This window comes from Deinococcus metalli, assembly GCF_014201805.1.
In the GTDB taxonomy this organism is placed as follows: Bacteria; Deinococcota; Deinococci; order Deinococcales; family Deinococcaceae; genus Deinococcus; species Deinococcus metalli.
In genome coordinates this window covers 316957-338599 of the sequence record NZ_JACHFK010000005.1, presented here as the reverse complement: position 1 = coordinate 338599, position 21643 = coordinate 316957, and the positions used below count along the sequence as shown (strand labels likewise).

Below are 21643 nucleotides of genomic sequence, written 5' to 3'. Positions count from 1 at the left end.
AGGGCTTTTCGCAGGTAATCGCGTCCTTCATCGGCTCCAGTGCCAGGGCATCCACCGTGGATCCTTGTTCTCTTGACCTCTTGCGTCATTCAGTCACGCGCTTCTTGTGAAGCGCGCGTACACTTCGCAGTTCTCGCTCTTCTCGTCCGGGTTGTCATGCGCCTCGCCTCCGAAGAGGCTCAGAAACAATACAGGCCTTGACGTGTTCTGTCAACTCCCCTTGGCCGATCTCGCACAGAATCACATGGAGGCCGTGCCAGAGCGGTCGAGCAGCACCGTCTCCTGCACCTTCAAGCCCTGCGCCAGGGCCTCGCGGGCGTGACGACGCGCGGCGTCGAGGTCATGGTCGCGGTAGTTGCCGCACTCGAGTTCGCTGACCCCGGGAATGGGGCGGTCGTGGCCGGCCGTGTCGCGCAGGGCCGCCTCGAAGGCGCCGAGCACGCCCTGTTCATCCGGCTCTCCGATCACCGCCATATAGAGGCCGGTCCGGCAGCCCATGGGCGAGACATCCACCACGTTCTCGAGGTGGTCGCGCAGGTAGCCGGCAAGGAGATGCTCCAGGGTATGGATGGCCGCCGGATCGATGGCCCCCTGGTTGGGCTGCAGCAGCCGCAGGTCGTACTTGCTGATGTGGTCGCCCCGCGGCGTGGCCTTCACGCCGGCCAGCCGGACGTAGGGTGCGCGGACTTTGGTGTGATCCAGATCGAAGGATTCGACGTTCGCCATGCGGTCATTGTGCGCCGACAAGGGGAAGGGCACGGTGAGGCGTCTGACTCCACTTCTCCTCCCTCGGCTTCGACGCACCGACCTGACAGGGCGCACTCCATATACTGCGCGGCGTGTCCCTCCTGACTGGCCCTGCCCGCCGTTCCCCGCTCTGGCTGCCCGTGGCGGTGTTCGTGCTCCTGCTCGCTGCGGACCAGGCCCTGAAAACCTGGGCACTGACGCACCTGACGCCGGGCCAGCCGCCGGTCGTGGCGGTGCCGGGCCTTCTGGAGTGGGTGCTGACCTTCAACACCGGGGCCGCGTGGAGCATGTTCAGCGGCAGCGCCACGCCGCTGGCCCTGGGCCGGCTGGTGGTGGGGCTGGCGATCCTGGGATACCTGCTGTGGCGACCACAGCCGGCCTTTCTGGCGGTGGTGCTGGGCATGATCTCGGCCGGCGCAGTGGGCAACGCCATCGACGGCCTGCGGCTGGGCCGGGTGACCGACATGATCCACGCGCCGCCCCTGAGCGCCGTGACGAACGCCATCGGGCAGGGCGGCTTCCCGATCTTCAACATCGCGGACAGCTGCGTGGTGGTGGGTACGGTCCTGCTGGTGATCGGCACGTTCGTGGCCGACCGACCAAAGCGCGCCCTGTAAACCCGGCACTCCCGGGCCAAGAAAAACCCCCACCCGATGCTGGGTGGGGGTGCCATTTGCGCTCTGGACTCAGACCGTGAGGCTCTTGCGGCACTTGCTGCACACGCGCAGGCGCAGACTCACGCCGCCGCGCGTGACCGTCAGGGGCTGCAGGTTGGGCTTCTGCACGCGCCGGGTGATACCCGTGACCTTGCGGCCCACGCCGCCCGCCGCGCGGGCCTTGCCCCGGCGGATGACCGAGTTCACGACAATCGGCCCCTTACCGCACACTTCGCACACTTTCGCCATGGTGATTACTCCTTCTTCAGTCCAGATCCTGTGGTTCTGGCCGGGACCAGCGCGCCGCCCGTTTCGGACGGCCGCTCGCCGGACGGGATCGGACAAGCCTTCCGACTGTAGCACATGGACGCCGGGAGGCGGAAGACGCCGCGGCCCCGCGACAGACCCGACCACAAGAGAAGGCCGGGTGCCCTGAGGACACCCGGCCGGAACCGCGGAAGAACTTAGCGCAGAACGCGCAGGGCCTTGAGGATGGCGATCAGGATCACGCTGCCGACCACGCCCCAGATGATGCTCCAGAAGGAGAAGCCGTTGCCGGCGGCGGTCGCGCCACCGATGCCGAGCAGGTTGGCGAAGATGAACTGCGCCAGCACCGCACCGACGATACCGATCAGGATGTTCGCGACGGCGCCCTGCTGGGCGTCCGTCTTCATGATGAGGCTTGCGAGCCAACCGCAGAGGGCACCAACCAGGATAAGGATGATCCAACTCATGTTTCTTCCTCCTCTAAGACTGTGGGGTCAACGAAGAAGCTCGTTGTGGGGGCAGCATGAGACGGGGCAGAAGAGCCGAATGAACACTGGCGCACTTTCTCAAGAGGGGGCGAAGACGGGATGGATGTCCCGCAAACCCGGGGTAAATTTCTGCCCGATTTCGGGGTCCAGCGTTCTCATTCCTGACGAGCAGGTAAAGCATTTTGCCGGCGTGCCCCCGCGCCGCGGACGCCCCTGGAGTTGTCTTGAGGGCCGTGGCGCGGCGGGGGCCGTGCGTCGCGTAGCATGGCCGGCAGCCGCCCCCCGGGGCCATGGAGGAGTCCGCATGCCCGGCATCACCCCAGCGTTTCCGCACCGCGTGCCCGTCCCCGGGCGCCACGTCCGTGCCGTCCGGCCGGTGGCCGGCGTGCCGTGAGCACCTTCACCGTCCGCGCGCCGGCCAGTTCCGCGAACCTGGGGCCGGGCTTCGACTCGCTGGGTCTGAGCGTGCCGCTGTACACCACCCTGCGCGTCACGCCCCAGGCGGTCACGCAGGTCGTGCCGCTGGGGCCGGATCTGGAGGGCACGCCCGCCGACGAGAGCAACTACGTGTACCGGGCGATGCTGCTGGCTGCCCGGCGCGCCGGACGCGACCTGCCCCCCGCCCGCGTGGAGATCGAGACCGAGGTGCCGCTGGCGCGCGGCCTGGGGAGCAGCGCGGCGGCGCTGGTCGCCGGGATCGTGGCCGGCAACGAGCTGCTGGGCCGCCCGCTGGACGACGCGGCGGTGCTGGACGTGGCCGCGCGCGAGGAAGGCCACCCGGACAACGTCGCGCCGGCGCTGTTCGGGGGCATCGTGGTCGCCACGCTGGACAAGCTGGGCACGCACTACATCCGGCTCAATCCGCCCGCGAACCTGGGCGTGACGGTGCTGGTGCCGGACTTCGAGCTGAGCACCAGCAAGGCCCGCGCGGTGCTGCCGCGCGAGTACAGCCGCGCGGACGCCGTGCACGCCCTGTCGCACGCGGCGCTGCTGGCCGCCGCGCTGAGCGTGGGCCGCCTGGACCTGCTGCGCCACGCCATGCAGGACTACATCCACCAGGTGTGGCGCGCGCCACTGGTGCCGGGCCTGAGCGACATCCTGGACGACGCGCACCGCCACGGCGCGCTGGGCGCGGCCCTGAGCGGCGCCGGCCCGACCGTGCTGTGCTTCCACGACACGCGCGAGCCCACGCAGCGGCTGCACACCTACCTGCACGGCGTCATGGCGCGCAACGGCCTGACCGGCCGCGTGCAGGATCTGCCCATCGACACGGCCGGCACGGTGATCGAGCGGCCCTGAGCGGCGCTCCCGTCAGCGGGCGGTGATGACCGGCTCCGCCTCCTCCGCGTCCGTGACGACGACCGGCGGGGCCACCACAGGCCCCGGCACGGCGTCGGGAGCCACCGCGCGGTATGGGCGGCTGGGGTAGTAGTACGCGTCCAGCAGGGACTTGAGCAGCGCGACCAGCGGCACGGCGATCACCGCGCCCATCAGGCCGAAGGTCTCCACGCCGAACACGATGGCGAGCAGCACCGCCAGCGACGACAGGTTGGTGCTGTGGCTGACCACGCGCGGCGCGATCACGTGGCCCTCGAGCTGGTTCGCGGCGAGGAACAGTGCGGCGACCAGCGCCACCTTCAGACCGCCCAGCGGGATGGCGAGCAGCAGCGCCGGCACGACCGAGAGGATCACGCCCAGGTACGGCACGATGTTCAGCAGCGCCGCCAGGAACCCGATCGCCAGGCCCGACGGCACGCCCAGCAGGGTCAGGCCGGTGGCGATCACCACGCCCAGGATCAGCGCGACCGTGATCTGCCCGCGGAAGTACCCGCCGACGGCGCGGCCCACGTGCCCGCCGACGTCCGCCGCATGTGCCTGAAAGCGCAGCGGCAGCAGGCGCACCAGAAAGGGGCCGATGCTGGGGTAGATCGCCATCATGTAAATCGCGATCACCAGCGTGATGAAGGCCTGTCCCAGCAGACCAAACGCCCCCTTCACACCGCTGAACAGCGCGCCCGACGGCGACAGCAGCGAGCCCAGCGACGTACTCAGGCGGCCCGGCAGGGCCTGCTGGTTGACCTTCACCCACGCCTCGAACTGCTGTTGGGCGCTGGCGAGCAGGGGCGAGCGGGCCGACAGGCGGCGCAGCGTGTCGTTCAGGCGTTCGAGCAGGCTGGGCGCCTGCGCGATCAGGGCCTGCACCTCGCGCACGATGGTGGACACCAGCGGCGAGATCATGGCGAGCACGCCGAAGAAGGCCAGCACCAGCAGCACGATCCCCGCCGGGCGCGGCACACCGCGGCGTTCCAGGCGCGTCAGCAGCGGGTTGGCGAGGTTCGCCAGCAGGTACGCGACCAGGGTGCTGACCAGGATGGTGTGCACCTCGCCCAGCAGCCGCCACGCCGCCAAGGCGACCAGGACATACACGGCGAGCTGAAACAGCGGCCAGCGCCACAGCCGCGCCCACGTGCTGGGCGGCGCGACAGGCGGTTCCGGCTGCTGGGACGTCTGGGACACAAGGGAAGCGCCGGGAACCACGGGCCGGTCAGCGGTCATGGCGACAGTATGCCGACGGCAGGTCAGCATGGAATGGAAGTCCGGCCCTCAGGGCGCGCGGCGCGTGTGCACCTGCCCGGCGTGATCCGTCACCGTGACCATGTAGCCCGCACCCGACACCTGCACCACGCTGGCGCGCACCTCCGGCGGGGCCGCCTGCGCGCCGCTGCCCAGTGCGGCGTCGCTGCATGGCCGCCCGTCCACGGCGGGATCGAGCTGACCGGTCGCGGCCCGCTGCGCCTCCAGGGCCAGGGCACAGCCCCGGGCGTACACGTCGGCCGCCTGCGCCGCCGCACGGTCCTTGACCTGGAGGGCGCCGGCTGCGCCCCCGGTCGCCACGGTGCCCACCTCATTGCCCACCTGCGCGGCCGCGCGGCGGGGCCCGGCGCACCCGGCGAGCAGGACGGCGGTCACGACGCACAGCCACGGCCACGCACGATGGATGGTCATGGATCAGTGTAGGCCCGGCGCGGTTCATGGAGCCGTGAACTGTGGCCGTTAAGCTACGGGCATGCGTTTTCTCGTCGTGGAGGATGAACCCGAGATCCGGCGCCCGCTGGTGGCCAACCTGCGGGAAGCCGGGTACGCCGTGGACGAGGCCGCCAGTGCCGACGAGGCCCGCGCCCTGGCCGACAACTTTCCCTTCGACGCCCTGATGGTGGACGTGGGCCTGCCCGAGGGCGCCCAGGCGGGCTTCGACCTGGTGCGCGAGCTGCGCGCCACCGGCCTGGCCACCCCGGTTCTGTTCCTGACGGCCCGCGACGGTGTGGACGACCGGATTACCGGACTGGACGCGGGCGGCGACGACTACCTGGTCAAGCCCTTCCACCTGGGCGAGGTGCAGGCGCGGCTGCGGGCCCTGGTGCGCCGGGGCCGCGCCGAGGTGCAGAGCGCGCGGGTGTGGCGTGACCTGCGCCTGGACTGGACGGCGCGCACCGTGTCGCGCGCGGGCACGCGGGTCGCGCTGACCGCCAAGGAGTTCTCGCTTCTGGAGGTGCTCGCGTCGCATCCGGGCCGGGTGTACACCCGCGAGGAACTCATCGACCGGGTGTGGGACGGCCGCTTCGACGCGGAGTCGAACGTGGTGGACACCTACGTGCGCAACCTGCGCCGCAAGCTGGGCGACGACGTGGTGCAGACGCTGCGCGGCATCGGCTACGCCTTCCCCGACGGCGAGTAGCGCCGCGCGCCGCACGGCCCGCTGCGGAATACTCGGTTCATGACCCTGCGCACCCGCCTGACGCTGCTGACCTTCGCGGCGGTGCTGCTGGCGCTGCTCGCCTTCGCCGGCGTGGCGGGCACGGTGCTGTGGCGCGTCGAGCTGTCGTCCATCACCCGGCAGGTGGACGCCCAGGCCGAGGCGCTGCTGGCGATCGCCGACACCACCCCAGGGCGCCTGAACGCCACCGCCCGCGACATCCTGGAGGAGAACGGCGTGACTGCCACCGCGCGCGTGTACCGGGGCGGCGTGCGGGCATGGTCCGGCGGCGCGCTTGGCCCGGCACGCCTCGACCCGGACTTCCTGAACGGCGCGGACACGCACGTGGTGCGCCGCGCGGGGCGGTACGTCGTCGCGTCGCAGCGCGAGGGCACGCTGAGCGTGGAGGTCGGCCGCAGCCTGGAGCCGCTGGAGAAGCTGCTGCGCCGCTACGCGCTGATCGCCACGCTGACCCTGCTGGGCCTGAGCACGGTGGTGGGCGCGCTGGTGGCCTCCCAGGTGCGCAGCGCGCTGCGGCCCCTGGAGACGCTGGCCGGGCGCGTGCAGCACCTCGACTCGGCGGCCCCGCTGCCCGGCCTGCACGAGCCGGGCGAGGTGGGCGCCCTGGCCCGCGCGCTCGACCGCAGCCTCCAGGCCCTACGCGCCGAGCGCGAGCACGAGACGCTGTTCCTGGCGAGCGCGTCACACGAACTGCGCACGCCGGTCACGGCGATGCTGGCCGACGTGCAGCACACCCTGTCGCGGGCGCGGCCGGCCGAGGAACTGCGCAGCGCCCTGGAACGCACCGAGCGCACCGCGAGCCGCCTGCGCCAGCTGACCGGCAACCTGATGACCCTGACCCGCGCGCAGCGCCTGCCCACCCCGCCGCAGGCCCCCCTGCCGACGGTGGACCTGCTGCACCTGGCGGGCGAGGCGGTAGACCTGCTGCAACCCCTGGCGACGCGCCGCGACCTCGACCTGTGGCTGGACGGCGCGCCGGTGCGGGTCCAGGGCGACAGCGCCCTGCTGGGCGGGGTGCTGGAGAATCTGGTGGGCAACGCGATCAAGTTCACGCCGCCGGGCGGTCAGGTGCGCGTGACCGTGCAGCCGGACGGCGCGCACGCGCACCTGACCGTCGAGGACACCGGACCGGGCCTGCCGACCGGCGCCCTGACGGAGGCCTTCGTGCGCGGCCACACCGACGTGGAGGGCTTCGGCCTGGGGCTGGCCGTGGTGCGGCAGGTCGTGGACGCCCACGGCGGCACCCTGCGCTTCGGACAGGCGAGTGGGGGCGGGGCGCGCGTCACGGTGGCGCTGCCGCTGGAGGACGCCGCGCCGGTCGCGGCCGAGCAGTGAGGTCGGCGCCCAGCCGTCACCGGGCCGAGCGTTTCATATCGGTCTGACCTCACGCGCCTATCCCTGGAGGAAGCGGGCGTTCTCCAGCCCTGGCCCGCCAGGAGTTTCCATGACCCGAGTCCACCGCGTGTTCCTGCTGACCCTCAGCGCCCTCGCCGCCAGCACTGGCAGCGCCGCCGTGAAGGCTGCCGCCGTGCAGACCGTGAATGTCCAGATGTCCGAGATGAAGTTCACGCCCATGGGCCTGACCCTGAAAGCCGGGCAGAAGGTGGTCATGCACATCTCGAACGCCGGCATGGCGCCCCACGAACTCCAGCTCTACAGCGCCCCGAAGGTCGCGCCCAAGGGCGAGGCCGCGTGGGACGCCTACATGGAGAAGCACACGCTGTGGCTGGGCAGCAAGGATGTCACGCTCACCGTCGGCGGGAAGGCAGTGAAGGCCGGATTCTTCGAGGTCCCGCTGAAGCCCGGTGAGAAAGCGGTGCTGACCTTCACGCCCACCACATCCGGCACCTTCGAGATGGCGTGCCATTACCCCGGCCACTACGAGGCCGGCATGAAGGCCCGCGTGACCGTGAAGTAAGGCCGACAGCGGTCGTCCGTTGCGGCCTGCTTGCGCCGGATGACGGGAAGGAACACCCTCTCCTGATCCGGTGACCGTTTTTCCTCTCCCCCGGGTGCGGTCGGCGGCGGGCACGTCACCTGATACGCTGCCCAGCACGGCCGGCCAGCGCCGCGTCCCACATCCGATGACCCGCGTTCCCCGACCCCGCAAGGAGCACCTGCTGCCCGCCACGCTGCTGCTGGCGGGCGCGGCGCTGGCTGTGTGGATCAACCTGCCGGTCACGGCCCGGATGTTCGGCGGCAGCGCGCGGCGCGTGCAGGCCCTGCCGGCTCTGGGCGCCTTCCACGCCGGGCAGCGGGTGCTGGTCCTGTCGCCCCACCCGGACGACGAGACGCTGTGCTGTGCCGGCATGATCCAGCGGGCGCGGGCGCAGGGCGCGCAGGTATGGATCACGTGGGTGACCGCCGGCGACGGCTTCGAGTTCGACGCGGCCCTCACCCAGGGCGTGCTGCGGCCCGGCGCGACGAACATGCGCGCGCTGGGCGCCACACGCGCCGCAGAGGCCCGGCGCGCGGCACAGGTGCTGGGCGTACCGGCGGACCACACCTTCGTCCTGGGGTACCCGGACCGGGGGCTGGCGCGGCTGGCCACCAGCTATTACGCGCGGCCGTACACCGCGCCGCGCACCGCCGCGTCGGCGGTGTACGTGGCCGGCGCCCTGACGCCCGGCGCGCCCTACACCGGGGAGGCGCTGGAGGCCGACCTGAACCGCGTGCTCGACCGGGTGCAGCCGGACCTGGTGTTCGCGCCCGCCCCACAGGATTTCCACACGGACCACCGCACCGTGGCGGCCCTGGCGATGCGCCTGATGGCCCAGCGCCGCCAGGAGAACCGGCTGCGCTACTGGGTGGTGCACGGCGGCGTGGAGTGGCCGGTGCCCAAGGGTCTGCACGGCGAACTGCCCCTGACCGTGCCGCCGCGCGCCCGCGCCCTGCCGTGGGAACGCGCCGACCTGAGCGACGCCGAGGTGGACCGCAAGTTGCAGGCGGTGAACACCTACCGCACGCAGACGCGCATCATGGGGCGCTTCATGCGGGCCTTCGTGCGCCGCAACGAACTGCTCAGTCCGGGGACGCCGGACCTCGATCCCGTCCCGGAGAGCGCCGTCCCATGAGCACGTGCGTGGCCGGGTGGCCCAGCCACGGCGTCCACAGCGGCGTGACGCGCGACGCAAGCTCCGTGAAGCCCGCGCGCCGGTAGAGCCTCAGCGCGACGTCGTTCTCGGTGGTGGTGGACAGCTGCACGCCGGGTACTCCCAGGCCGCCCAGGGCCGTCAGGTGCGCGTCCAGCAGGCGCCCGCCCACGCCGGTGCCGCGCGCGGCGGGCAGCAGGTTCAGGTGCAGGTGCGCCGGAAACGCCCGCCAGTCCGCGTGGGGCGACGGATACCGGGCGGCGCGCAGCAGGTAGGGCACGCTGCGCACGGTCGCACGCGTGGGCACGGTGGTGCTCAGGTGGCGGGCCACCACGGCGGTCAGCGCCCGCTGGTACCGCGCGTGGTCCGGCGCGCCCAGGATGTACCCGACCACCTCGCCGTCCCGTTCGGCCACGAAGCAGCCGGCGCCGGCCCCGTGCAGGTATGGCCCCACCCACAGCGCTCCGAACAGCGCCGAGTCCGGAAAGTAGACGGCGGCGCTGCGGCCGAAGAACCCGGTCGAGCACGCGACGCGCGCCACCGCAGGCCCGTCCTCAAAGCAGAGCGGGCGGAGCGTGGCGGGACCGGTCACGCGGGCAGTGTAGCGGCGGAGCGAGTGGCCGGACCAGGGGCATGAAAAATCCGCCCTCTCGGGCGGTTGTGGCTAGAAGATAGCGCGGTATGCATGCCCTGTCAAGATATGCACGCGACTTCTCAGAGGACTGCGGGTCCGCTCACAGCGCCACGCTCAGGGCCGACGTCTCCAGACGTGGCGTGGCACCGCTCAGGGGTGCAGCGGTTGCCCGGTCAGGGCGGGCAGCAGCGTGACCACGCCCGCGATGGTCAGCACGGACAGTAGCGTGCTCAGCGTGGCAACGCCGGCGACCGTCTCGACGTCCGCGTCGTACTCGCGGGCGATCAGCAGGGCGTTCACGGCGGTGGGCATGCTGGCCGACAGCACCAGCACCGCGAGGTTCTGCGCGTCCAGACCCAGCACCCGGCCCACGCCCAGCGCCACGAGCGGCCCGCCGATCAGCCGCGCGCCGCTCGCCAGCCACAGCCGGGCGTCCAGCCGGGGGCGCCCGGCGGCCCCCAGGTGCAGGCCCAGGGCGAGCAGCACCATCGGCAGGGTCGCCTGCGACAGCAGCGCCACGCCGCGCGTGAGGCCCTCGGGCAGCGGAACGTGCAGCAGCCGCAGGGCGACGCCCAGCACGGTCGCCCAGATGGCCGGCAGCCGCAGGACGTCCCTCAGCGCCTCCAGGGGATGCACGCCGCTGCGGCCCACGCTGTAGACCGCCGGCCCCACCGCGTACATGCCCACGAAGGACGCCAGGAACAGCACCGTGGCCCGCTCGAACCCCGCCTGCCCGAAGGCGAACAGTGCGATGGGCAGGCCCATGTTGCCGCTGTTCCAGATGCCCACGCTGGCGCTGTAGCTGCGCTGCGACAGCCCCGCCGTCCCCACGCCGCACAGCCACCCCAGCCCCAGGCACAGCAGCATGGTGATCACGTACGCGGCGCCCAGGTGCAGCGCCTCGCCCACCTGCACCGGCGTCCTGAGCAGCACGTCCAGCACCAGCGCGGGCGACAGCAGGTACAGCGTCACGCGCGACACCGTGGCCTGGTCGATGGGAAAACGCGACGACAGCAGCGCCCCCAGCCCCGCCACGAGGATGACGGGCAACAACACGCTGCTGAGGGCCTGGAGCATTCGCCCGGCATGAAAGCACGCCGGGTCGCCGGGCCGGCCCGCCTGTCCGGATCACCCGGCCGGCTGGCTCACGCCGTCAGGAGTTTCAGCCGGGTGGGGCAGCCGTGGCCGGTCAGGGTGGCCCAGTCGCGGCGCACCGCGGGAGCGTCGGCGCGGCGTTCGAGCAGGTATTCCTGCACACGCGCCATGCTCAGCAGGCCGTCCGCGACCGGGCCGAGCAGCGGGCCGATGTCCGCGTCGGTCCACGCGGGCCAGAAGCGCCGCAGCATCCCGGCGACCTGCGCGCGGGTGGCGTTGCCGATCAGGACGTGGCGGTCCGCGCGGCCGGGGCGGATCAGGGCAGCGTCCAGCCCGGCCAGGTCGTTGGTGGTCATGAAGGTCACGCGGCCCTCGCCGGCTGCCACGCCGTCCAGCGCATTCAGCAGGCCGTTGAAGGACAGCTTCACGGTCGGCGCGCGCGGTTCGCGGCCCAGGAACACCGCGTCGATGTCCTCCAGCAGCAGCAGCGCGCGGCGCGGCAGGTTCGTGAGCAGGGAGGTCAGCCGGTCGTCCGTAAGGTCCGGCGTGGCGAGGTTCAGCACGCACACGTTCAGGCCGAACGCGCCGGCCAGCGCGGCCACCAAGCTGCTCTTGCCGTTGCCGGGCGGGCCGTGCAGCAAGTACCCGCGGCGGTACGGAATGCCCATGCCCGCGTACCACTCGCGGTCCGCGAAGAACGCCGTCAGATCGGCGTGCAGGCCGCCCAGCACGTCGCCGTCGTAGATCAGGGTCTCCAGCGGGCGGGCGACGCGGCGCTCGGCCAGGGTCCAGCCCTGGTACTCGGGCACGTGGATCTCGACGCGGCCGTCGGCCTTGCCGGCGGTGAACTCGTACGCGCCACGCAGCAGGTCCGGGATCACGCTCCGCGAGGAGCTGAGCATCTGGATGGTCAGGCTGTGCTCGAAGCCGCTCAGCGGGCGTCCGTTCTGTCCCTGCCGCTGGGTGCGCAGCGGACGGGCCAGCAGCCAGTGGCCGTGCACCCGCACCAGCACCTGCCCGCTGAGCGGCACCAGCCGGACGTTCACCTCGTCGCCGTCGCGGTCGATGCCCAGGGTGAGGTTCTGACCGCCCATCTGCTCGTTGAAGCGCGTCACGACGCCCAGGTGCCGCAGGCGCCGGCCCACCGGCTGCGCGGCGAGCCACGCGGCCAGCCACGGAAACGCGGCGTCGTCGCCCTGTACGTCCAGCGTGACGGTGTAGCGCCCGACCAGCCACTGCCAGATCCGGCCGGGCAACGAGCGCGCGAACACCGCCGCCGCGCTGAGGGCCGCGATCAGCACGCCGCCCTGCGCGAACTGGTTGGTCACCAGGGTATGCGCGACCGCCGCGTGCAGGTCACGCCACACGGTCGCCAGGGTCAGGGGGGTCGGGGTGTCCATGATCGGTCGTCCGGTGGGTCGTGGGGCGGCGGCCTCCCCGGACGTGGGCGGGAGGCACGGGCGGGGCCGCGCAGGAGGAAGTGGCGCCGGTCCGGCAGACAGGCGGGAACATCCTCAGCGTAGGGAGAAACGGAATGGCCCGCCTCGGCCATCCGGCTCAGGCGGGCCTACGCGCGCTGGCGGGGCCTACGCGGTCACGCCGCCCATGTGCAGCGGCAGGGTCGGGGCCAGCCACACCCGGCCCGTGCCGCGGAAGGCCTGCACGAAGCCCTCGCCGGTCTTGCCGCTGCCCAGCAGGCCGCGCGCGCTGCGCTCCACCGAGAAGGTCAGGCCGTCGGTGTACGCCACCACCAGGTTGCCGTCGACCTTCAGCACGTCGCCACTCAGCTCCAGGATCTGGAACTCCTCGGGCGGCACCGGGCTCTGCAGGGCGAACACGCCGCTGCCGGTCAGCTTGGGCTGCACGCGGCCCTCGCCGCTGCCCACCATCTGCGCGAAGCCGTGGTTCACGTGCCGGCTGACCGCGATGTCGCCCGCGCACGCCACGAAGGCGCCGTCATCCACGATCAGCGACTCGCCGCGCAGCTCGCCCAGCAGCAGGTGCAGGCGGGTGGGCTCGGTGTAGATCACACCCGAGCCCTTGAAGGCCGTCTTGTACATGCCCTCGCCCGTCGCGGCGGCCGTGACCGCGCCCCGCAAGAACCCGCCCAGCCCGCCGCCCCCGCCGGCCGCCGACACCGCCTGCATCTCCAGGTCGCCGCGCAGGTACTGGAGCGCCCCGGACTCCAGCGTGGCCGCGGCGCCCGAGACGTGCACCGCCAGTTGCCGCCAGCGGGCCGGGCGGGCCAGCATCTGCGGAAAGCCCTGCAGTGGCCCCTCCATGGGGGTGGCGCTGTACTCCAGCACCTCCAGCTTCGTGGAGCCGGCGCTCAGGGTGCGTTCGGTGCTGCCCGTCCAGGTGAATTCCATGCCCCGCTCTACGGGAGCAGTGGCCCGGCGGTTCCCGCACTTGACCGCGCCCCGCCCGGCGTCTATAGTCCTGTGGCTGGTTGTCGAGGCGTAGCGCAGCCTGGTAGCGCACTACCTTGGGGTGGTAGGGGTCGTGAGTTCAAATCTCGCCGCCTCGACCAGCACTGGGAGCAGAGCAATCTGCTCCCCTTTCTTTTTGGTTCGGCGGTCTGCCAGCCACCCACAGATACCTGCGCGTCAGACTGTGCGCTATGATGCAGTCACCGGGCTGTCTGCTGGCTCTCCTCCATTCCACTGTGCAGTCACGCTCCTCTTCGTGACCTGAGTGACGCCCATGACCGACGATTCCCCCTCCACGCGCGACCTTCCCGTCCTGCATGATGAGGCGCGGGACCGGGGCCTGTTCGACCGCGCGCCGGTGGGGTATGTCCTGCTCGACCAGTCCGGCGTGATCCTGGACGCCAACCAGCGCGCCGAGGCGGATCTGGGATTGCCGCGCGCACGCCTGCAGGGCCGCCGCTTCTGCACCTTCACCCGGCCGCCGCACGACAGTACCTTCCTGCTGTTCCTGCGTCAGGCCTTCAGCCAGCCGGGGCCGCAGCGGGTCGAGCTGCTGCTGGTGCGGCCGGACGGCGCGTCCTTTCACGCGCAGGTGGAGGCCTGGACGGAGGGACCGCTGTGCCGCATGACGCTCACGGACGTGAGCGCGTCGCGGGCCGCCCAGGAGGAACTCCTGCGCGTGAATGCCATGCTGGAGCGGCGGGCGGAGGGCCAGGCGGCGCAGGTGCAGGTGGTCACGCAGGAACTGGAGGCCTTTGTGGCGGCCGTGATGCAGCAGACGACCGGTCCGCTGCGGCACATCCGGGCGTTCACACAGGTGGCGCACGCCGAAGCGGACGGTGACCCCGCGGAGCGGCAGCGGGCGTCGCAGCGGGTGGTGGAGGCCGCCGACGGGCTGGAGGCCAGCCTGCGCGCCCTGGCGGCGTTCTCCAGCGTCAGCCGGCAGCGGCTGAAGTTCATGCCGGTGGACCTGAACGTGGTGCTCGCTCAGGTCATCCGGAAGCTGTCCCCGGAGTGGGCGGGGCGGGGGGTGCAGCTGACCCGCGATCCCCTGCCCGTGATCCGCGGCGACACCGCGACGGTGCAGGTCATCCTGACGCAGCTCCTGAGTAACGCGTTCAAGGCGACCCGGGCGCGCGAGGGCGGACGCATCCACGTGGGCATGCGGGAACTGGAGCGGGAGGTCGCCGTGTACGTGGAGGACAACGGCATCGGCTTCAACTCGCGCTACCGCGACCGGCTGTTCACCATCTTCGGGCACCTGCACCGGCCGGAGGACTTCGCGGGGCCGGGCCTGGGGCTGGCGCTGGTGCAGCGGCTGGCGCTGCGCCACGGCGGGCGGGTGTGGGCCGAGGGTCGGCCCGGTCAGGGCGCGACCTTCTGGGTGGCGTTTCCCCGCGACCCGGCCGGCACCTGAGGCGCCCTATTGCTGGAGCAGATTTTCGATGACGCTCACGGTCTCGTCGCGCGGGAACGCCAGGACGATCCGGCCCCCGTCGAGCCGGGCCTCGGCCCACGCCCACCCGCCGTGCCGGGCCATGACGCGGCGCACGCGCACCAGGCCGCCGCCATCGAGCAGCGGCACGCTCTGCTCGGTGCGTACCGCGAGATCGAACAGCGTCGCGGCCTCCTCGGGTTCCAGGCCGATACCGTCGTCCTGCACCGTCACCCAGACCTCAGCGCCCACCTCCTGACTGCTCACTTCCACCACGCGCGCGCCCCGCGTCTCGCTGAGGGTGAAGGTGAGCAGCACCTCCAGCGCCTGCATCAGCAGTGCCCGGTCGGCCCGCACGATGGGCAGGGCCAGCGTGAGCCACGCCACCCGGCCCGCCGCCGCGCTCTGCGCGCGCACCTGCGCAACGAGTTCCCCCAGCGGCAGCAGTTCGCGGCTGAGCGTCTGGTTTTCCAGCTGCGCGAGCTGCCTGAGGTCCTGGGCCACGCCCCGCAGCCGGGACAGCTCGTCGTGCAGCGCCGAGGGCACGCTCAGCGGAAGTGCGGCGGGCAGGTCGTTCAGACGGCTGGGCGAGAGGAACTGGTTCAGGTATCCGACCGGCAGTTCGAGGTTCCGGGCGGTGCGGGTGATCAGGGTGCCGAGTTCGGCGTTCAGGTCGGCCAGGCGTTCGCGGTGCCGTTCGACCTGCTGCAACTGGGCGGTGCGTTCCACCGCGAGGCGGAAACTGTCGCCCACCGCGCGGAACACCGCCTTTTCCCGCTCGGTCCACGCGGCGCGGTCCGTGACCGCCATGCTCAGCATGCCCGCGGGGTGGTGCGGCGGAAACAGGGGATACGCCGCCACGGCCTGGAAGGTCACCGGTGGCGGTGGGTCCTCAGTGGTTACGTGCTCGAAGAACACGGGTTCGCGGCGCTCGGCGGGAACGGCGAAACCGGGCAGGCCGGCGGGCACGCCGCGCCGCAGGGCGGTGTCCAGCTCCGGTTCCAGCGTGGTGGACGCGTGCCGCAGCCGCCACAGCTCGCCGTCCTGCTCGAAGTACACAGCGCTGTGGACGTCCAGCACCTGGCCGAGCACCGCCGTCGCCTGCCGGGCGAGTGCCTCCACGTCGCGCGTGCCGGCACTCAGTTCGGTGAAGTGCGCGAAGGTCGCCAGCGCCTCGCGTTCCTCCGCCAGCGCCCGCACGGCCTGCGCGCGTTCCAGCGCCAGGCTGAGGCTGTGCACGACCGTCTCCAGTACGGCGCGGTCGCTGCCGGTCCACTGCCGGCCGCTGAAGAGCGCCACCGCGAAGACGCCCTGCCGACGCCCGCCCACCACGAGCGGGAGCGTGGCCAGCGCCGTGACCTCGTGGCCCAGCGCGCCGAGCCCGTCGGCGTCGCGGTCGTAGGACGACTGGAAGACCGGCGCCCCGGTCTCCCACGGCCGGTCCAGGCTGGGGGTGTGCCCGGCCGGCACGCCCGCGTCGGCCGCGGCCTGGAGCGCCGGAGCGCGCATGTCGCCCTCCTGCACACGCAGGCGCCACAGCGTGCCGTGGAGCTCGTAGTACGTCGCGAAGCCCTGCGGCAGCAGCGACAGCGCCACCCGCTGCCCCTGCCGCACCAGGGCGTACGGATCGACCTCCACGCCGAGGTCCTGCGTCAGCTCCGCGAAGGCCTCCAGCGCCCGCGTGCGGACCTGGAGTTCGCTGTTCATCTCGGCCAGGCGGTGGGTGCGTTCCTGCACGCGCGCTTCCAGGGTGGCGTTCAGCGCCCGCACGGCCGCCTCGGCCCGGGCGCGCTCCAGCCGCGTCCAGATGCGCGCCGTCAGCTCGCGCGCCAGTTCCACGTCGTCGTCAGGCCACCCGTGCGCCTCGGAGCGGTACAGGCCCAGCCACGCCAGCCAGCGGCCGTCGCGCACCAGCGGCACGGCGACGAAGGAACCGATGCCCAGCGCCGCGAAACGCCCGCCGTCGGTGAGGGGATCGTTCCACACGTCGCGCACGATCACGGTGGTGCCGGCCCGCATCTTTTCCTTGAATTCGGGCGCCAGGTAGTCGCTCATGCGGTGTGGCCCGGTGATCGTCGGCACGTCGGGGCGCCGCCAGCCGTGGAAGACCACGGCCACCTCGCCCGCCGGGTCCAGCTCCACGAAGCGGCAGTGCGCGAGCCCGAAGTGCGCGCCGATCTTCTCACCGAGCAGTTCCATCGTCTCCTCGACGTTCGTGAGCTGCTCCAGGGCGCTGCCCACGGCGTTCAGGAACGAGAGGTTGGCCTCACGGCGCTTGCGTTCCGTCACGTCACTGAACACCACGGCGACCTGATGCCCGTCGCGCTCACCCACGCGCGACGCGTAGACGGCGTACCAGTGCTGCGTGAAGGCGTCGTAGTCCTCGAAGCGCAGCGCTACGCCACTCTGGATCACGCGGTCGTACGCCTCCAGCCAGGAGCGTTCGGTTCCCGGCGCCACGTGGCTGCCCAGCTGGCCGACGGCGCCGCGAAGCCCCGTCTGCCCCTCGAACGCCGGGTTGGCTTCCACAAAGCGGTAGTCCACCGGCCGCCCGGAGGGATCGTAGAGCAGCTCGATGATGTGAAAGCCCTCGTCGATCGAATTGAACAGCGTGCGGTACTTTTCCTCGCGCGCGCGCAGCGCTTCCTCGGCGCGGGCGCGCTCGACGGCCGACCAGATCCGCTCGCCCACGTCGCGCAGCAACTTGACCTCGCGCGCCGTCCACGCCCGCGGCACCAGGGTGGTGACGCACAGCGCCCCGACCAGCCGGCCATCCTTGATCAGGGGCGCGCCCATGCAGCCGATGATGCCCAGCGCCGCCGACGCTGGGCGGTCCTCCGGCGGCACGACCGGCGAGAACTGCGTATCGGGAATCACGTGGCACTCGCCGCGGCGCAGGATCGCCACGGACCACCCGAAATCCGCCACCCGGTGTTCCCCCGCCAGCGACACCCCGCCTTGCACCCAGTCACGCGCTACCCGCGCGACGCCAGCCGCCTCATCCACCTCGACGTAGTACGTGCGGTCCACCGCCAGATGCTCGCCCAGCATCCGGCACGCCACACCCATCACGGCGACCGGGTCGGCCAGCGGCCGCAGCGCGTCGCTGAGTTGCAGCAGGAAGGCCGGCTGCTGCTCGGCGGTGTCCGCGCGGGACGTGCCCGGCGGTCCCCCTGTCAGCAGGGCGGCGACGGTCCGGCCGAGATCCTGCGGCGCGGTGACCACGTCCGCCGCGTCGGCCTCCACCACCGCGCTCGGCACCCCGTCGCCGCCACCCTCCGGCAGGAGCACCAGCACGGTTCCGCCCGCTCCGCGCAGGGCCTGCGCTCCGGCCACACCGTCCCGACCTGACCCGCCGCACACCACCGCCAGCGTCCGCGCGCCGCAGGTGATCGCCAGCGACGCCAGCAGCCGGTCCAGCGGCCGCTCTGGGGCTCCGTCCGGCGCCGACGTGACGGCGCAGCGACGGTCCGTCCGCACCTCCACGACGGTCCCCGGCGGCGTGACATACAGCCGGCCCGGCTCCAGCGGCAGGCCGTGCTCCGCCCACTGCACCGGCAGCGGAGCAAGCGCTTCCAGCGTCAGGTCATCTCCCGGCGCGATCAGGACCGCAGCGCCCAGCCCGGCGGGCAGGTTCGACAGCACGGCCCCCAGGTCGCCCGGCGGAGAGCCAAGAACCACCAGGACATCGAACGGCCCGGAAATCGGATGGACGTGCACGGCCATGGACAGTCCGCAGTCTAGGCCCCCACCGCCGGGTCACGTGCACCGAACGTCGCCCCAAGGCCGTCCAGTCAGCATGCCGACGTGCCAGACGGTCGTCAACGTCTCGGGCAAAGACCAGAGGCGGTCCGCCGCTGCGGTCCACTCCTGTTCCGGTCAGGGCATCCCGTCCGCAACCACGTGGGGGTGGAGTGCCCCCATTACGCTGGCCGGCTGTGAGAAGCGTGTCAGACGGCCAAACAAATACTCGACGGGTGAACTGAAGCGTTTGCCTGCCCTGACCACACAGCGCGCCCTGACCGTCGCGGACCCCGCGTCCCGATCCCGGCGCGGGTCAGGACCAGTATCAGCCGTCAAATACGGCTGAGAGGAGCCGTCATGTCGAAACACGTCCAGGGTCTTGCCGCCGCCACCATCCTCACCATGCTCCTGGCCGCGTGCCAGCAGACGACTGCCCCGCGCACCCAGGCGGAACTGGTCAAAGTGCAACTCGGCGCCGCCGGCATCATCCACGCCCAGGGCTTCACGGGCGACGTCCCCGACGCCCACTACGACATCACGGTGCGCGACTCAGCCGGCAAGGTCGTGGCCTTCAACGGCACCACCTTCGACCCCAGCGGCGCAGGCAGCACCACCCTGACCCTCTCGCACTCGAATGAATTCGCCCAGACCCTGCTGCTCCCCAAGGGCGCGTACTCCTTTGAGAGCCGCGTCAAGGACGACGCAAGCAGCGCTGTTCTGCTCGGCTACGGCCCGGGCAGCGAGAACACCGCCACCGTGGACGCCAGCAGCAGCGTGGTGCGCCTCAAGACGCACGCCGTGTTCGACCCCGCCTCCAGCCGCCTCGCGCCGGCCATGCCGCTCAGCGAGCTGTACACCGACAGCACCTTCAACCTGGGGCTGTACCCCAAGACCGCGCCCGTGTCCGGCCAGAGCGCCACTGTCCCTACCAGCGACATCGGCCCCGTAACCTACATGCTGGGAAACAGCACCGATGGCGTGCTGAACGGCGCCGGCAGCAAGATTGGCACGAACGTGACCGCGCGCGGCACCGCCGCCGACAGTGAGCTGAACGTCGCGGCGAGCTTCAACGCGTGGGTGTACAACAGCGGCACCGACACCGCCAGCTACCAGCCCGTCACGCTGAACTTCGCCAAGAGCATCCAGACGAACGTCCTGACGGCCGACATGGTCATGCCCAGCCTGACGGTCGCCCCGGTCGCCCCGGTCGCCACGGCATACCAGGATCAGGTCACGACCCTGAGCGGCAGCGTGAGCGACGACGTGCAGGTACAGGCGCTTCGCGTGTACGTGGATAGCAACCTGGTGGCCAGCACCGACGCGGCCGATCAGGCGGGCGGCGCCGCGACCGTCTTGACCGACGGCGCGGGTGGCTGGAGCGCCCCGTGGAAACCCAGTGCGCTCGGCACGGCGGACGTCACGGTGATTGCCGAGGACAGCAGTGGCAACGAAACGCGCAACGAGCAGAGCGTCACGGTCAAGAAGCAGGACGCCATCATCTTCGTTGTACCCCATTACTACTCTGTTGGCGACGTCGTCATTGGCGATAACTGGGCAGCCGGGCAGACCAAAACGTACAAACTCATCTCTGACGGCTCTGGTGAGCTGCACTTCCGACTCAATCAGGGCAGCACTCACCTCACTGCAATTAGTCCGACGGGTAACGTCATTTTTGACGGCGACGCGACTGGATACTGGGATTTTTACGCTTATGATGCAGGCGATTACACCGTCACCATTACTTCGCTGCAAGACCAGTACATTGAACTGGAGCCACACCTTCACTCATACTGAGGTGATGGAGACGGCCGTCTAGCTTAAATCGAGCCTCATCCCCATACATATGGGGATGAGGCTCTGACATCATGTCTTCTCTGCTTGTCGAGGACTCAGCCCTTCCGCACCGCAGCCACAGTGGGCGGCAGCGGAAACAGCGTCGCGTAGCGCGCGGCGAGGACGCGGTCGCCGGTCACGCCGAGCACGCCGTCCGCCTCGGCCACGTCCAGCGGGAGGCCGCCAAACAGGACGGCGCCCAGGCCAGCCACGTCGCCGCTGAGGGTGGCGTCCGGGGTGCCCTGGGCTCCTGGCGTGAGCTGGAAGGTACCGCCCTGCACACGGGCAGTAAAGATGTCGCGGCCGGGGCGCAGGTGGACGTTGGCGTCCACGCCAGCGGCGGCCACGGCGCTGAACATGGTGCGCTGTGCGGTGATCAGCGTGGCGACGCTGATCGGAGCGGGCGCGCGATGCGGCGAGCGGGCGCCCCAGCGGCCGAGCTGCATCAAGACGGGTTCAAGGTCCTGGCCCCACGGAGTCAGGGCGTAGGTCCACGACGCGGCGGGCGGCGGCAGCTGTTCACGGACGACCACCCCCACGTCCTCCAAGTCGCTCAGGCGCTGCGTGAGCACGGTGGCGCTGATGCCCGGGAGGGCAGTTTTCAGGTCGGTGAAGCGGCGGGGGCCCAGCAACAGTTCGCGCACGACCAGCAGCGCCCAGCGTTCCCCGATCAGGTCGAGGGCGTGCGCGGCGGCGCAACCGTCTCCGTAGGAGCGGCGTTCCGGAGCGCGCGCGGACGTCATGTCACTTCAGTGTACTCAGTTCAGTCCGGAAGACTGAGCGGGCAGTTGCAATTCCGTACTATTCTGTTTTAAGCTAAACATGTCGAAGACGTTCCAGTCCCAGCCCATCATCCACCCCGGAGGCCCCATGTGCCCACACCCCACCGGAACCCGCCTGTGAGCCGCGTGTTCCTCGACCTCGCCGTGTCCCTCGACGGCTTCATCGCCGGCCCAAACGGAGAGGACGGCGGCCTGCACGACTGGTACTTCGCGCCCGGTGCGGCCGAGGACCTCAAAGCCGAACTGCTGGGCAGTATCGGCGCGATCATCCTGGGCGCCCGCGCCTTCGGCACCGCTCCGGACGGCTTCGACACGCCGTATCACGTCCCGCACTTCATCCTGACGCACCACGCCCGACCCAGCGTGACCCGCGGCGGCGCGGCCTTCCACTTCGTGACCGGCGGCATCGAGAGCGCGGTGGACCAGGCCCGCGCGGCGGCCGGCGACCGGGACGTGTGCGTGGCCGGCGGCGCAGACGTGGCCCGGCAATTCCTGCACGCGGGTCTGCTCGACGAGATCCAGCTGCACCTCGTTCCCGTGCTGCTGGGCGGGGGCCTGCCCCTGTTCCGGGACGCCGACCCTGGGCGGCTGACGCACGTCCGTACCGTCCAGTCCGCACACGCCACGCACCTCACGTACCGGCTTTCCACCCGCAAGGAGACCTGA

20 protein-coding genes and 1 tRNA gene are annotated in these 21643 nt (G+C 71.3%); 10 read left to right on the top strand and 11 right to left on the bottom strand.

Annotated elements, in window-relative coordinates:
* Window positions 1-240: 240 nt before the first annotated feature.
* Window positions 241-726, bottom strand: coding sequence for an S-ribosylhomocysteine lyase (locus HNQ07_RS12330; RefSeq protein ID WP_184112152.1), 486 nt, complete (start codon window positions 724-726; stop codon window positions 241-243).
* 101 nt (window positions 727-827) lie between these two features.
* On the opposite strand from HNQ07_RS12330, the gene lspA reads away from it, so the two are divergent.
* Window positions 828-1364 (top strand): signal peptidase II, encoded by a 537-nt coding sequence (gene lspA, locus HNQ07_RS12325; RefSeq protein ID WP_184112206.1) that lies wholly within the window; start codon window positions 828-830, stop codon window positions 1362-1364.
* Between the two features lie 69 nt (window positions 1365-1433).
* On the opposite strand, the gene rpmB is transcribed toward lspA, so the two are convergent.
* Both rpmB and HNQ07_RS12315 read right to left on the bottom strand, forming a co-directional pair.
* Window positions 1434-1652 (bottom strand): 50S ribosomal protein L28, encoded by a 219-nt coding sequence (rpmB, locus tag HNQ07_RS12320; protein ID WP_184112150.1) that lies wholly within the window; start codon window positions 1650-1652, stop codon window positions 1434-1436.
* 215 nt (window positions 1653-1867) lie between these two features.
* Complete coding sequence (locus HNQ07_RS12315) at window positions 1868-2137, bottom strand: GlsB/YeaQ/YmgE family stress response membrane protein (RefSeq protein WP_184112148.1); 270 nt, start codon at window positions 2135-2137, stop codon at window positions 1868-1870.
* A 411-nt stretch (window positions 2138-2548) separates the two neighbouring features.
* Here HNQ07_RS12315 and thrB point away from each other — a divergent pair, with 411 nt between their 5' ends.
* Window positions 2549-3457: a homoserine kinase gene (thrB, locus tag HNQ07_RS12310; protein WP_184112146.1), complete on the top strand. Its 909-nt coding sequence runs from the start codon at window positions 2549-2551 to the stop codon at window positions 3455-3457.
* A 12-nt stretch (window positions 3458-3469) separates the two neighbouring features.
* On the opposite strand, the gene HNQ07_RS12305 is transcribed toward thrB, so the two are convergent.
* Both HNQ07_RS12305 and HNQ07_RS12300 read right to left on the bottom strand, forming a co-directional pair.
* Window positions 3470-4714, bottom strand: a complete 1245-nt coding sequence (locus HNQ07_RS12305) for an AI-2E family transporter (protein ID WP_184112145.1) — start codon at window positions 4712-4714, stop codon at window positions 3470-3472.
* 48 nt (window positions 4715-4762) lie between these two features.
* Window positions 4763-5164, bottom strand: a complete 402-nt coding sequence (locus HNQ07_RS12300) for a hypothetical protein (protein ID WP_184112143.1) — start codon at window positions 5162-5164, stop codon at window positions 4763-4765.
* 61 nt (window positions 5165-5225) lie between these two features.
* Here HNQ07_RS12300 and HNQ07_RS12295 point away from each other — a divergent pair, with 61 nt between their 5' ends.
* The 4 genes from HNQ07_RS12295 (at window position 5226) to HNQ07_RS12280 (ending at window position 9007) form a co-directional block, all read left to right on the top strand.
* Window positions 5226-5894: a response regulator transcription factor gene (locus tag HNQ07_RS12295; RefSeq protein WP_184112142.1), complete on the top strand. Its 669-nt coding sequence runs from the start codon at window positions 5226-5228 to the stop codon at window positions 5892-5894.
* Window positions 5895-5933: 39 nt separating this feature from the next.
* Window positions 5934-7268, top strand: coding sequence for a sensor histidine kinase (locus HNQ07_RS24385; RefSeq protein WP_184112141.1), 1335 nt, complete (start codon window positions 5934-5936; stop codon window positions 7266-7268).
* 109 nt (window positions 7269-7377) lie between these two features.
* Window positions 7378-7851, top strand: a complete 474-nt coding sequence (locus tag HNQ07_RS12285; RefSeq protein WP_184112140.1) for a cupredoxin domain-containing protein — start codon at window positions 7378-7380, stop codon at window positions 7849-7851.
* A 166-nt stretch (window positions 7852-8017) separates the two neighbouring features.
* A complete protein-coding gene (locus HNQ07_RS12280) occupies window positions 8018-9007 on the top strand; it encodes a PIG-L deacetylase family protein (protein ID WP_184112139.1) in 990 nt (329 codons plus the stop codon).
* Here HNQ07_RS12280 and HNQ07_RS12275 read toward each other — a convergent pair.
* From HNQ07_RS12275 to HNQ07_RS12260, 4 genes are all read right to left on the bottom strand, one after another.
* Window positions 8955-9617, bottom strand: a complete 663-nt coding sequence (locus HNQ07_RS12275; RefSeq protein WP_184112138.1) for a GNAT family N-acetyltransferase — start codon at window positions 9615-9617, stop codon at window positions 8955-8957. The two genes, HNQ07_RS12280 and HNQ07_RS12275, sit on opposite strands and share 53 nt — an antisense overlap.
* A 192-nt stretch (window positions 9618-9809) precedes the next feature.
* Window positions 9810-10736, bottom strand: a complete 927-nt coding sequence (locus HNQ07_RS12270) for an AEC family transporter (RefSeq protein ID WP_184112137.1) — start codon at window positions 10734-10736, stop codon at window positions 9810-9812.
* A 68-nt stretch (window positions 10737-10804) separates the two neighbouring features.
* Window positions 10805-12154, bottom strand: a complete 1350-nt coding sequence (locus tag HNQ07_RS12265) for a BCS1 and AAA domain-containing protein (protein WP_184112135.1) — start codon at window positions 12152-12154, stop codon at window positions 10805-10807.
* A 186-nt stretch (window positions 12155-12340) separates the two neighbouring features.
* The gene (locus tag HNQ07_RS12260; RefSeq protein ID WP_184112133.1) at window positions 12341-13123 is read right to left on the bottom strand and encodes an AIM24 family protein; all 783 of its coding nucleotides are present in this window, start codon (window positions 13121-13123) and stop codon (window positions 12341-12343) included.
* Window positions 13124-13207: 84 nt separating this feature from the next.
* Between HNQ07_RS12260 and HNQ07_RS12255 the strand changes: the two genes are divergently transcribed.
* Window positions 13208-13284, top strand: a tRNA-Pro gene (locus HNQ07_RS12255).
* 173 nt (window positions 13285-13457) lie between these two features.
* Window positions 13458-14600: a sensor histidine kinase gene (locus tag HNQ07_RS12250; protein WP_184112131.1), complete on the top strand. Its 1143-nt coding sequence runs from the start codon at window positions 13458-13460 to the stop codon at window positions 14598-14600.
* Window positions 14601-14606: 6 nt separating this feature from the next.
* Here HNQ07_RS12250 and HNQ07_RS12245 read toward each other — a convergent pair whose 3' ends face one another.
* A complete protein-coding gene (locus HNQ07_RS12245) occupies window positions 14607-18344 on the bottom strand; it encodes a GAF domain-containing protein (protein ID WP_184112129.1) in 3738 nt (1245 codons plus the stop codon).
* A gap of 375 nt (window positions 18345-18719) precedes the next feature.
* Here HNQ07_RS12245 and HNQ07_RS12240 point away from each other — a divergent pair, with 375 nt between their 5' ends.
* A complete protein-coding gene (locus HNQ07_RS12240) occupies window positions 18720-20156 on the top strand; it encodes a hypothetical protein (protein WP_184112127.1) in 1437 nt (478 codons plus the stop codon).
* Between the two features lie 95 nt (window positions 20157-20251).
* Here the strand turns inward: HNQ07_RS12240 and HNQ07_RS12235 are convergent, their stop codons facing one another.
* Entirely contained in the window at window positions 20252-20938 is a 687-nt protein-coding gene (locus tag HNQ07_RS12235) for a winged helix-turn-helix transcriptional regulator (RefSeq protein ID WP_184112125.1), read from the bottom strand.
* 129 nt (window positions 20939-21067) lie between these two features.
* On the opposite strand from HNQ07_RS12235, the gene HNQ07_RS12230 reads away from it, so the two are divergent.
* A complete protein-coding gene (locus HNQ07_RS12230; protein WP_221274960.1) occupies window positions 21068-21643 on the top strand; it encodes a dihydrofolate reductase family protein in 576 nt (191 codons plus the stop codon).